The organism is Paenibacillus xanthanilyticus, assembly GCF_042682185.1.
Lineage (GTDB): Bacteria > Bacillota > Bacilli > Paenibacillales > Paenibacillaceae > Paenibacillus_Z > Paenibacillus_Z xanthanilyticus.
Genome location: NZ_JBHUHA010000002.1, coordinates 1715937 through 1727880, shown reverse-complemented (window position 1 = coordinate 1727880; position 11944 = coordinate 1715937). Strand labels below are relative to the sequence as shown.

Annotated in this window: 13 protein-coding genes; 11 read left to right on the top strand and 2 right to left on the bottom strand. The window is 61.1% G+C overall.

Annotated elements, in window-relative coordinates; all coding sequences use genetic code 11:
• Nucleotides 1–8 precede the first annotated feature (8 nt).
• From xylB to ACFSKT_RS24750, 5 genes are all read left to right on the top strand, one after another.
• Complete coding sequence (gene xylB, locus ACFSKT_RS24770) at nt 9–1502, top strand: xylulokinase (protein ID WP_377720978.1); 1494 nt, start codon at nt 9–11, stop codon at nt 1500–1502.
• A 163-nt stretch (nt 1503–1665) separates the two neighbouring features.
• Nucleotides 1666–3351 carry a methyl-accepting chemotaxis protein gene (locus tag ACFSKT_RS24765; protein WP_377720979.1) on the top strand — a complete coding sequence of 562 codons (1686 nt, stop codon included), beginning with the start codon at nt 1666–1668 and terminating at the stop codon, nt 3349–3351.
• Nucleotides 3352–3422: 71 nt separating this feature from the next.
• Nucleotides 3423–4124: an ABC transporter ATP-binding protein gene (locus ACFSKT_RS24760; RefSeq protein WP_377720980.1), complete on the top strand. Its 702-nt coding sequence runs from the start codon at nt 3423–3425 to the stop codon at nt 4122–4124.
• A gap of 21 nt (nt 4125–4145) precedes the next feature.
• The gene (locus tag ACFSKT_RS24755) at nt 4146–5417 is read left to right on the top strand and encodes an ABC transporter permease (protein ID WP_377720981.1); all 1272 of its coding nucleotides are present in this window, start codon (nt 4146–4148) and stop codon (nt 5415–5417) included.
• 102 nt (nt 5418–5519) lie between these two features.
• Complete coding sequence (locus ACFSKT_RS24750; RefSeq protein ID WP_377720982.1) at nt 5520–5921, top strand: hypothetical protein; 402 nt, start codon at nt 5520–5522, stop codon at nt 5919–5921.
• Between the two features lie 97 nt (nt 5922–6018).
• On the opposite strand, the gene ACFSKT_RS24745 is transcribed toward ACFSKT_RS24750, so the two are convergent.
• Complete coding sequence (locus ACFSKT_RS24745) at nt 6019–6309, bottom strand: hypothetical protein (RefSeq protein ID WP_377720983.1); 291 nt, start codon at nt 6307–6309, stop codon at nt 6019–6021.
• An 80-nt stretch (nt 6310–6389) separates the two neighbouring features.
• Nucleotides 6390–7652 carry a BaiN/RdsA family NAD(P)/FAD-dependent oxidoreductase gene (locus ACFSKT_RS24740; protein ID WP_377720984.1) on the bottom strand — a complete coding sequence of 421 codons (1263 nt, stop codon included), beginning with the start codon at nt 7650–7652 and terminating at the stop codon, nt 6390–6392.
• A gap of 181 nt (nt 7653–7833) precedes the next feature.
• On the opposite strand from ACFSKT_RS24740, the gene ACFSKT_RS24735 reads away from it, so the two are divergent.
• The 6 genes from ACFSKT_RS24735 (at nt 7834) to nadE (ending at nt 11908) form a co-directional block, all read left to right on the top strand.
• On the top strand, nt 7834–8217 hold the full coding sequence (locus ACFSKT_RS24735) for a LytTR family transcriptional regulator DNA-binding domain-containing protein (RefSeq protein ID WP_377720985.1): 384 nt from the start codon (nt 7834–7836) through the stop codon (nt 8215–8217).
• A gap of 29 nt (nt 8218–8246) precedes the next feature.
• Nucleotides 8247–9908, top strand: coding sequence for a two-component system sensor histidine kinase NtrB (locus ACFSKT_RS24730; RefSeq protein WP_377720986.1), 1662 nt, complete (start codon nt 8247–8249; stop codon nt 9906–9908).
• 50 nt (nt 9909–9958) lie between these two features.
• The gene (locus ACFSKT_RS24725; protein ID WP_377720987.1) at nt 9959–10096 is read left to right on the top strand and encodes a hypothetical protein; all 138 of its coding nucleotides are present in this window, start codon (nt 9959–9961) and stop codon (nt 10094–10096) included.
• Nucleotides 10097–10133: 37 nt separating this feature from the next.
• Nucleotides 10134–10526, top strand: coding sequence for a DUF3905 domain-containing protein (locus tag ACFSKT_RS24720; RefSeq protein WP_377721131.1), 393 nt, complete (start codon nt 10134–10136; stop codon nt 10524–10526).
• A 124-nt stretch (nt 10527–10650) separates the two neighbouring features.
• Nucleotides 10651–11085 carry a BrxA/BrxB family bacilliredoxin gene (locus tag ACFSKT_RS24715; protein ID WP_377720988.1) on the top strand — a complete coding sequence of 145 codons (435 nt, stop codon included), beginning with the start codon at nt 10651–10653 and terminating at the stop codon, nt 11083–11085.
• Between the two features lie 13 nt (nt 11086–11098).
• Nucleotides 11099–11908 (top strand): ammonia-dependent NAD(+) synthetase, encoded by an 810-nt coding sequence (gene nadE / locus ACFSKT_RS24710; protein WP_377720989.1) that lies wholly within the window; start codon nt 11099–11101, stop codon nt 11906–11908.
• Nucleotides 11909–11944: the final 36 nt, after the last annotated feature.

Genomic DNA, 11944 nt, shown 5'->3' with positions numbered 1-11944 from the left:
GAACGCGCATGTCTTACGTCATCGGCATCGACCTCGGCACAAGCGCGGTGAAGGCGCTGCTCCTCGACAGGAGCGGCGCGCTCGTCGCCGAGGCTTCGCGCAGCTACCCGCTTTTCCACGAGCATGCGGGCTGGAGCGAGCAGCGCCCCGACGACTGGGTGGAGGCGACGCTAGCCGCCCTGGCGGAACTGGCGCAAGCCCCGGGGGTAAAGCCCGAGGCTATCGAAGGGATCAGCTTCTCCGGCCAAATGCACGGTCTCGTGCTGCTGGATGCGGCCGGCAATCCGGTGCGCAATGCGATTCTATGGAACGACACGCGCACGACGTCGCAGTGCCGCGAGATCGAAGGCGTGCTCGGCGAGAAGCTGCTGCGCATTACGCGCAATCCGGCGCTCGAAGGCTTCACGCTGCCGAAGATTCTGTGGGTGAAGCAGCATGAGCCCGAAGCGTTCGCCAAGTCCGTCTCTTTCCTGCTGCCGAAGGATTACGTCCGCTATCGGCTGACCGGCACGCTGCATATGGATTACTCCGATGCGGCCGGCACGCTGCTGCTGGACGTAGAAGCGAAGTCGTGGAGCGGCGACGTGCTGGCGGCGTTCGAGCTGCCGCAGAGCTTCTGCCCGGCGCTCGCGGAATCGCATGAGCTGGTCGGCACCTTGCTGCCGGAGCTGGCGGGGTCCACGGGGCTTCCGGCGGCGACTAAGGTATTCGCCGGCGGCGCGGACAATGCGTGCGGCGCGATCGGCGCGGGCATTCTATCCGAAGGACTGACGATGTGCAGCATCGGCACCTCCGGCGTGATCCTCTCGTATGAGCCGGATGCCAGCGCCGATTACAAGGGCAAGGTGCATCTGTTCAACCACGGCAAGGAGAACGCGTATTATGCGATGGGCGTCACGCTCGCGGCCGGCTACAGCTTGAGCTGGTTCCGCGAGACGTTCGCCAAGGGCGAATCGTTCGAATCGCTGCTGGCGGGCGTTGGCGACCTGCCGCCGGGTTCGGGCGGACTCTTGTTCGCGCCGTACTTGGTGGGCGAGCGTACGCCGCACGCGGACGCGCAGATCCGGGGCAGCTTCATCGGCATCGACGGCTCGCACACCCGGGCGCATTTTGCCCGCGCGATCATGGAGGGCATCACGTTCTCGCTGCATGAGTCGGTCGATATGTTCCGCTCGGCCGGCAAGACGATCGACAAGATCGTCTCCATCGGCGGGGGAGCGCAAAACCCGGTCTGGCTCCAAATGCAGGCGGACATCTTCGGCGCGGACGTCGTGGCCCTGGCGAGCGAGCAGGGACCGGGGCTCGGCGCGGCGATGCTCGCGGCTTACGGATGCGGCTGGTTCGCCAGCCTGGACGCCTGCGCGGAGGCGTTCGTCTCGCATGCGGCCGTCTATCATCCGCAGCCGGAGGCATCGGCGCAATATGCCGAATTGTTCCGTCTTTACCAGCAAGTCTATCCGAGCACGCGCGATATCAACCATGCGCTCGGACAATTCCGCTAGCGTTTGTCAAGTCTTGTCGACCGCTTTGGGTGCAGGGAAAACTTCCTGCTTCCGAAGCGGTTTTCTTTTGCCTGAAACTCTAATCTCTTTGCGTCGCGCTGTCGATATTGTCCCTATGAGAGATGACAAGACGCAACTAGATGGGAGCAGGAGGAGACTCATAATGAAGCGGATGAATATGAAATTGAAGGTCGGGACGAAGATTTCGCTGTCCTTCGTCGTCGTGATCGGTCTTATGGGGACGATGGCGTACAGCGCGTATAACAGCAGCCAGAACACGGAAGATCAAATGATCCTGTTCGCCAACAACCGCGTGCAGGCGGTGGAGAGCGTGCACGAGATGAAGTACGGTCTCGAGCGGCTGCAGATGATTGGCATGATGGCCGCTACCGCGAAGGACGAATCGCAGGCGAAACAGCTGTTCGAGGAGCGCAGCGAGCTGTTCGGCTGGATGGGCGAGCAGATCGAGACGTATAAGAAAAACGCGATCGGCGACCGAGAAATCGAACTGATCGGGGAGATCGAAGAGACTTATAAAACACTCGCGGAGATGGCGTCCAGCGGCGTAACGATCTCGGTCGAGGATAGCTTGGCCCACTACAGAGCCTACCAGGAAACCATCCAGAAGCTGGATGACGAGAACGGTACGAATACGGAAGCGATGCTTGCGGAAGCGATCGATAGCTCGGACGAAGGTCAATTGTCCTCGATGGCACTCGGCGGTATCGCCGTCGCCGTCTCCATTATCATTGTGTTTATCCTGACGCGCAATCTGATCCGTCCGCTGCGCATCGTGCGCGATCGGATGCTGGAAGTCGGCGATGGCGTGCTGACATCGGAGCCGCTTCACCTGAAGCGCGTCGACGAATTCGGCGAGCTGGCCGAAGCCGCGGACAAGATGGTCGCGAACCTTCGTAATATCGTCCTGAAGACCGCCGATTATTCCAGCGAGCTTGCCGTTGCGGCAAGCATGCTGTCCGAGAGCGCGGAAGGCACCAACAAGTCCGCGGCCGGCATCAAGGACACGATCGGTCAAGCAGCGGCGGGCGCCGAGCAGCAAGGCCACAGCGCGGGCGAGACGGCTCGCGCGATGGAAGAGATGACGCTTGGCGTGCAGCGCGTGGCGGAGTCCGCGGGCGACGTCAGCGACAAATCGATCGAGGCGAAGCAGGATGCCGAGCAAGGCCAGCGTTCGATCGTCAATGCAGGCGACCGCATGGACGCGGTAATCGCCGCTACCGATCATCTGTCCCAATTGATCAACCATCTGGAGGAGCGCAACGAGCAAATCGGCAGCTTGGTCGACCAAATCAACAATATCGCCCGTCAGACCGGCGTTCTCGCTCTGAACGCGGGGATCGAGGCGGCGCGCGCGGGCGAGCATGGACGCGGATTCGCGGTCGTCGCGGGCGAAGTTCGCCAGCTGGCGGCGCAATCGCAGACGGCGGCGACGTCCATCGTCGAAGTGATCGGCGAGATTCAAGAGAGCACGAAGGCGGCCAGCGAAGCGATGGACAAAGAGCTGGGCGAAGTGAACGAGGCGAACCGCGCCGTGAAGCTCGCGGGCGCTCAATTCGCCAAGATCGTCAAGTCCGTGCAAGAGATGGGCGCGCAAGTCGAAGAGACGCTGGCGGTCGCGGAAGAGATGTCGGCCAGCTCGCAAGAGGTCAGCGCGTCGGTGACCGAGCAGGCTTCGATCGCTGCGCAGCTGTCCCGTTCCTTCAAATCCGTCACGGACCGCGCCGAGGCGCAAGTATCGTCCATGACGCAGATCAGCGCGTACACGCAAGAGCTGACGCGCATCGCGAAGGAGCTGCAGGCCACGGTTCAGCGTTTCCAATTGAAATAAGGAAAATTCCGGAACTTCATAGGCGCCGTCCACGTTTAAGAATTATCTTGAACGAGAGGACGGGGATCGCGATGAACGTATTAACCGTAAACATCGCGGAGGCAGGCTACGAGCAAGACAAGCCTGTCATCCGCGATGTTTCTTTTTGCGTCGGGGCAGGCGAGCTGGTCGGCTTGATCGGTCCCAACGGAGCGGGCAAAAGCACGACGGTGAAGGCGCTGCTCGGCCTGCTGCGGAACATGAAAGGGGAAGTGGCGTTCGGCCGGGGGGAACGGCGCTGCGCTTACGTGCCGGAGCAGCCGGTGCTGTACGAATACATGACGCTGTGGGAGCATATGCAGCTGGCGGCCAGCGTGCACAAGTTGGACGATCGCGTTTTTCGGGAGCGGGCCGCCGAGCTGCTGCGCCTGTTCCGCATGGAGCAGGACCGCGACCGGCTGCCGACCGGATTCTCCAAAGGCATGCAGCAGAAGATGATGCTCATCATCGGGTTTATGCTGAAGCCCGATCTCTACGTCGTCGATGAGCCGTTCGTCGGCTTGGATCCCCGGGCGACGAAGGACTTCTTGACGCTGCTGAACGAGGAGCGGAAGCGGGGGGCCGGCGTGCTCATGAGCACGCACGTGCTGGATACCGCCGAGCGGATCAGCGACCGATTCGTGCTCATTAATGAAGGGACAGTCGTGGCCGGCGGCACGCTCGCCGATGTGCGGGATCAGGCGGGCTGCGGCGCGGATGCGCCGTTGTTCGACTGTTTCTATGCGCTTACCTGACCGGGGAAGGGGCGATCGAAGATGACGATGAACGACGAATTCGCCGAGCGGGCGTGGACGATCAAAAGGCTGTTTCGCAAAAGGGTGGCGCGTTACTGGAAGGAACAACGGCGAGTATGGGGGACCGTCGTGGATGGGGTCGTCCTATGTTATCTGCTGTTCCCGCTGTTGATTGCGGGCGTGGTGTACGCGGGATGGTGGGCGGACCCGCCGGCTTGGATGGCCGCCGGGCCGCTCTGGGCGGCGCAGCTTGCGCCGATGCTGCTCGCGCTCGGCGCGAGGTTTCGGACGTTCGCGGAAGACGCCGACGTGCTGTTCTTGCACCGAAGCGCCTGGCGGCGCGGTCTGCTCGCGTACGGGTTCGGCTATACGGCGGCAGGGTTGGTCGTGCCCGGAATAGTGATCTATGCCATCCTGCTGCCATTCCTGATGGGGGTGCATGGCCTGGGAATAGCTGATGTCGCGCTCTTATTCAGCGCGGCTTGGTCGGTATCGCTTGCCGGCGCGCTGTGGCGCAATCGCATCCACGGACGGCTCCGCGGATTCCGGAAGGAAGCTTGCATCGGGGGCGTGAATGTAACGCTTATTCTGGCGCTGCTGCTTCCTTCTTTCTTGTCCGGCAGCGCGCAGACCGCTGCTTGGCTGGGTTGCATCGGCTTGGGGGCGGGGACGGCCTACGTCTTGCTGCGCGGCAAGCTGAGACATGACGGCGACTTCGCCTCCGACGTTGCGCTCGAGCATGCCGCGAGACTCTCCGGTACGGCATTGCTCGTGCGCGACGTCGTCCCGCACAAGCCGCTCGTCCGGCTCGACAAGCCGTTGTTCTTCCGGCGCTCGCAGCGGCTCTTCCGATCCGATGCATCGGCGGTCGTGCTGGCGGAGAGCGCGCTCAAAGCGTTCCTGCGGCAGTGGCTCATGCTTCGTTATTGGCTCAGCTTCATGAGCCTGGGCATATTCGCCGTAAGCCAGTCTCCTCTATTCGCGCAGATTGCGCTTGCTGCGGGCATTCCGCTGCTCGTCAACATGATGGTTCAGAATCATAGGTTCAATTTCACGGGCGAGGCCTTCGTTCGGCAGTTCCACTGGGAGGACAGCGACCTTCGCAAGGCAGGCGAGCGGCTGCGGCTATGGCTAGTGACGCCGATTGCTCTCGTGCTGGGCGCGGTTGCCGGCTATGATTCGTTCGGGCTGCTCGGCATCATGGGAGGGATCCTCCTTTCGGCGGCGTACCTATGGTTCGTCAATCATTTGACCGCTGTATTCGGACGGCTGCGCGCGACGAGGAGGAGCTGAGCTCCTTTGCGTGCATGCATGCATCGTTTATCCTTGCGCGGGTACATTAAGGAAGATGGAATAAAGCCAAGAAATCCCCACGCGGAAAGGAATCAAGCTCGCATGCAACATGATACCGCATTGCTGTTTCAATTCCCCGACGAGGCGACGGCGGCTCTAGCGGCCGATACCTTGTCGGAGCTGGGCTACGAGCCGGAGGTGAGCGGCGGGAGAGAAGTTCATATCCACCTTCACGGGAGCGATCTGACCTCCGCGCTCGAGATCGCGCAGTCGCACGGCGGCGTCATGGCCGGCCAATCCAGGTTGGACGAGAACGCGATCACGGCTAGCGCTTACAGCCTCGACGCGATTACCATTCCGGCACATATCGTGAACGAGGATCTGATCGCCCGCGAGGAGGCGGAGATGGGCCTGCGCAACCATGACGAGGACGCAATCGATCCCGAGGCGTTCACGCCGGATCCGGGCACGTACGATCATTTCTCCGGCGACGTGCATACGTGAGGAGCGCCCCGGGCGGCTTGACGAGGATAATAGGCATCACGCAATAAAACCGGCAAGGCTTAGCGCCTTGCCGGTTTTTGTTCATCCTGCAGCCGAATTATTTGCGTTTAGCCGCGCGGCGGCCATTGGATTTGGATCTCGTCTTTGCTTTCTCTCCGGCCACTGTCGCGTTGCCGCCATGGTGATGGTGGTGCGTACAGTCCTCTTCCCGCTCGACGACTTGGACGACCTTCTCATAGACCGGCACGCAGTGATGGCGGTTGACGACTTCCACGATCTGCACGACTTGGACGCGCTGCGGGTGGAAGAAGTCGCGAACGACGCGGATCGGCGGATCATAGATCGTCTCGGTCGGACATAACGGATTGCAATGATGGTGGTCACACATGAAAGCAGGGCTCCCTTCCATTTGGATTACTATATGATATGTGATCCCTATGGACAACGCTTGTGCGACCGCCTTCATGGCTATTTGCGGAGCCTAACCGCGTTCAGTCCCGCCGCGTAACCGGTCGAGAACGCGGCCGTGATGTTATATCCGCCCGTGTACCCGTGGATGTCGAGAACCTCGCCGCAGAAGAACAGTCCATGCATCAGCTTGGAGCCCATCGTCTTCGGATCGATCTCCTTCAGGTTCACCCCGCCGCCGGTGACGAAAGCATCCTCGATCGACAGCGTGCCGTACGCGCGAAGCGGGAAGGCTTTGGTCAATTTGGCCAGCTCCATCCACTGCTGCTTCGGAATATTGTCGTATGTGATCTGCTCGTCCAGACCGGACTGGGCGAGCAGGAGCGGCACGAGCCGCTCGGGCAGCACACTCTTGAGGACGTTCTTGACGGCTTTCTTCGACTCCGCTTGCGCCAGCCCGAGCGTCTCCTTGTAGATCTCGTCCGGGCTCTTGTCCGGCAGCAGATCGATCGTCATCTTGACGTTGCCGGTACCGGATTGCTTCAGCGCCTTGACCACGAACTGGCTGCAGCGCAGCGCGGTCGGGCCGGAGAGGCCGAAGTGGGTGAAAATCATGTCGCCGCGATGCTCGATGATCCGCTTGCCCTTCGTATTCCAGACGGAGAGCCCGATATCCCGCAGCGACAGCCCTTGCAGCTCCTTCGTCTGGATGAACGGTTCATTCGACGTGATCGGCACCTCCGTCGGGAACAGCTCCGTGATCGTGTGGCCGGCCTGCTCGGCCCAGGCGTAGCCGTCGCCGGTCGAGCCGGTGTGCGGCACCGACTTGCCGCCCGAAGCGACGATGACGGCGGGGCTTGCGAACGTCTCGCCGCTTCTCAGCCGAACGCCCCGCACTTCGCCATCGCGGTACAGCACGTCCTTGACCGGCGCGTTGACCTTGATCTGAACGCCCAGCTTGCGGACTTGGCCGATCAGCGCGTCCACCACGGTCTTCGCCCGGTCGGACACGGGGAACATCCGTCCGTTGTCTTCTTCCTTGAGCGCGATGCCCAGCTTCTCGAAGAACGCGATAATCTCTTTATTGCCGAAGGCGTTCAGCGCGCTATGCAGAAATTTGCCGTTGCCGGGTATGTGGCGGATCAGCTCGTCCAGCTCTTTGTTATTCGTCACGTTGCATCTGCCGCCGCCGGAGATGCCGAGCTTGCGCCCCAGCTTGTCCCCTTTGTCCAGCAGCAGGACGCGGGCGCCGCGGCTGCCCGCCGATACGGCGGCCATCAGCCCGGCGGATCCGCCTCCGATGATGATTACGTCATAGTCCATTTTGCTCACCTGCTTGTTTGAAATCCTACTCATCATACTATCCGGATTCGCTAGCGTCCACTCTTCTTAAACTTGAATAATTGTATTTATTTGTATGTCGATAGGTTGTATAGTAGGGGCATGGAGCAGCGGCGCGGCCCAGCGTCCATCCAATCGCCAATACGCATGGAGTGCAGCAATTATGATGATCCCCGTTACGCGCGACCGGAACAACGAAACGCCGGTCGTCCTGCTGAATGCGGCCGATATTCTGTATATCGAATCCGCGAACGGCGCGCTCGTTTTCCATACGTTGACCGACTCCTTTTACCCCCTTGTTCCCTCGCTTACAACGTATGTCAAGCATCTTCAGTCTTACGGATTTCACAAGCTGGACCGGATCAACCTCGTCAATAAGTACCGCATCGTCCAATACGACCACGAGCAAGGCAAAGTATTCTTCCAATCCCCGGGCGGCGCGCCGGGCAAGTCCACGACGGTCGCCTATAGTCGGCGGGGACGGCTTCGGCATGAAATCGAACGTTGGATCGACCGCAACACGCATGGCATGGAAGGGCCAAACTGAACGTTTCGGAGGGAGAGACTTGATCTAACGTGTGGAAGCAAACCCTGTTGCAAATGATCGCAGCCGCGGTGCCTTACTTCGCCTTTCAAATCTGGCACGACCGAGCAGCCACGCGAAGAAGTCAACCGTTCTACCTGGCGTTGTTCTCGATTTGCTCCCTAATTATCGGTTTCATCGTTTGTGCGTCGGAGAACCGGCTGGACATGGTTTTTTCGTTCATCCCCCTTTTTGTCGGCTCCCTCTACGGCGGTTATGCGGCGATGGCCGTCCTCGGTACCGGATATGCGGCCGCCAGACTGCTGCATGATGGGTTAGCCGCGTGGTCGCTGCTGGAACTCGCAGGCATAGCCGCCCTCGTCATGCCGCTGCTGTTCTATTGGATCGGGCCGGGGTTTCAAGCGATGGACAGACGCCGCAAGCAGCTGATCCTCGCCGCGTTGATGTCGGGGGTCGTTCTCGTGCATCTCACGGTGTTCACCTTGTATCCGAACGAAGGGGGATTGTCGTTCCGGGCGCTTGCGGATCTGCAGGGCTGGACGTACATCTTCCTTTATTATGCAACCGCGTCGCTGGTCGTTTATTTAATTGAAAATGATAGGGAGCGTCTGCGGCTGCACGAGAATTTGTCGCAGTGGATAACGGAATACCGCATCGAGTCGCAGAAGCTGAAGCAGTTCGTCGAGGAACATCCGTTTGGCGTTATATTCGCGGAACAAAACGGGCGGATCTCCCATCTGAACGAGCGGGCGAGAAAGATGCTCCGGGCGCGGGAGGCGGACGGCGAGCTGCTCGGCAAGCCCTACGCGGCGCTGGGCGGCTATCCGTCGGGTTCCGTGCTGACGAAGCTGCTGGAGCAGTCGCTGGCCGGCGGGGCGAGCGCAACCGTCTATGCGCGGGAGCAGAGTGGAATTTATGCCTGCACGGGCATTAGCATCCGCGATCCCCGCGGCAGCGGCGTGATCGGCGCGGCCGTGCTCGCCCAGGATGTGACCGAGCTTAGCCTGCTGCAGGGCGAGGCGGAGCGGATGGAGCGGCTGAGTCTGGTCGGACAGATGGCGGCCAGCATCACGCACGAGATACGCAATCCGATGGCGGTCATACGCGGGTTCATCCAGCTGATGCGGGAGCGGAGCCCGGACAATCAGCGGGAATACTTCCGCATCGTGATGGACGAGCTCGACCGGGCGAACGGCATCATCAACGACTTTCTCTCGATGGCCCAAACCCGGCTAAGCGAGCGCTCCCCCGCGTCGCTGCACCATCTGATCGCCGAACTGCTGCCGCTGCTGATGGCCGATGCCAATATGAGGGGACTTACGATCGAGCTGGAACTGGCTGACGAGATGCCGCTCTTGTTGCTGAACGCCAAGGAGATCAAGCAGCTCATCCTCAATTTGTGCCGCAATGGCCTGGAGGCGATGGAGGAGCGCAAGGGGACGCTGCGAATCCGCACGCGCACGACGCCGGCCCATGTCGAGCTGCAGGTGGCCGACGGCGGGCACGGCATTCCGCGCGAGCGGCTCGAGCGGCTGTTCGAGCCGTTCTTCACGACGAAGACGCAAGGAACCGGACTTGGGCTCGCCATGTGTCTTGGCATCGCGGAGCGGCACGGGGGCACGATCCGGGTCGAATCCGAGTATGGCGCCGGCGCGACATTCACGGTGCGCTTCGATCGCAATGCGGGCGGATAGTTACCCTTTGCGGCGCACATAATAGCTGTTGGAAGGGGGTGCCAACCAACATGGCAAACAACGACAAGTCCCGCGCGTCCCAAAGCAGCGGCTCGGCCAGCGCACCAGCGCAGCGCGGTCAGCAGAAACAGCCGGAGCAGGAAGGGTACGACAAGAAGCTGGACGGACCGAACCAGCCGGCTGAATAAGGCGGAGAAGCGCATGAGGGAAGAGACGAAACGGGATATGGCCGCAGGAGCGGCATCCGAGACCGACGAGACGCTGCTTGCGGGCGGCGACGATCCGGCGCTCGATCCGTTCGAAATCAATTTCCTGCCCGAATTCCGAGAAGGGCGTGGACCGCGCACGCCGTTCACGAATTCGCACGGCGTCGTGATCGGCGATCACGATTACGAGTCGGCGAGCTCGCCGCTTGCGAATTGGACGGTGGACACCGATCCGGCCATCATGGCCGGCGACGAGTGGGTGCATCCGTTCAAGGACATCGGGTTTCAAACGGACGAGAACCGGAATTATTTCGAGCGGGGTCTCGCGCCGGCGGCCGGCATATTCATGCACCCGGACAAAAATACGAGCTACGCCGCCGCGGAGGCGGACGAGCCGAACGAAGCGGAATAACCGCCTCGCCGCGGCGTCACCATCAAGCAATCGGAGCGATGCGCGCCGGTTGCTTTTTCTTTGCTTTCATTTTAGACGGGCGGTATAATGGGTAATAAATGATTGTGATGAGGAGTGGTATTCTATGTCAATGTCGTTCGAAAGATATATGCTGGATATGGTACAACCGATGAGAGACGATCTGACGCGTCTTGGTATCGAGGAGCTGCGCACGCCGGAGGATGTCGAGGCGAAGCTGCCGACGGCCAAGGGAACCGCTCTTGTCGTGGTCAACTCCGTATGCGGCTGCGCGGCCGGCCAATGCCGTCCGGGCGTGGCGCAAGCGCTCGAACACGATATTACGCCTGATCACCTGTACACCGTATTCGCCGGTCAAGATAAGGAAGCAACGGCCAAGGCGCGCGAGTATTTCGCTCCGTACCCGCCTTCGTCCCCTTCGATCGCGCTTCTGAAAGACGGCGAGCTCGTTCACTTTATCGAGCGCCATCAAATCGAGAACCGTTCGGCCGCCGACATCGCTGCAGATTTGACGTCTGCGTTCGACCGTTTCTGCCGTTAAGAGGTGACTTTGGATGAGCATGCAGCAGGAGATCATTGAACGTCTCGGCGTGAAGCCCGAGATCGATCCGGACCAGGAGATTCGCAAGCGCGTCGACTTCTTGAAGGACTACGTCCGCAAATCGGGCACGACCGGCCTCTTGATCGCGATCAGCGGCGGGATCGACAGCGCGGTGGCGACCGGTCTTTGCAAGCAGGCGACCGACGAGCTCTCCGAAGAGACGGGCAAGGAATACATCACGCTCGGCGTGTTCCAGCCATACGGCGAGCAGGTCGATATCGCCGACAGCTATGCGGTGGCCGAAGCGTTCAAGCTGACGCACAAGGTCGAGACCAATATCCAGGAGGCGGTCGACGAGATCGCGCTGGAAGTGGAGCATAGCCTGAAGTCGATCGGCATCTCCCGCCACATCAGCCGCGGCGGCAAGGGCAATGTGAAGGCCCGCACGCGGATGGTGACGCAGTATGCGCTGGCGTTCGAGCTCAACCTGCTCGTCGTCGGCACCGACCACGCTTCGGAAGCCATCACCGGCTTCTATACGAAGTGGGGCGACGGCGCTGTCGACATTACGCCGCTTAGCACGCTGAACAAGCGCCAAGTGCGCCTGCTGGCCGCCCGTCTGGGCGTGCCGCAGAGCGTCCTCGACAAAGCGCCGACCGCCGGTCTTTGGGAAGGACAGACGGACGAAGCGGAGCTTGGCATTACGTACGACGACAACAGTGCGTACCTCGAAGGCAAACAAGTGGGCGATGCCGCTCGCGAGAAGCTGGAGAAGCAGTACGTGAAGACCGCGCATAAGCGCGAACCGATTCCGGGTATTTAACCGCGGATGCGGCAAGAGGGAAGACGACCGGCCGAA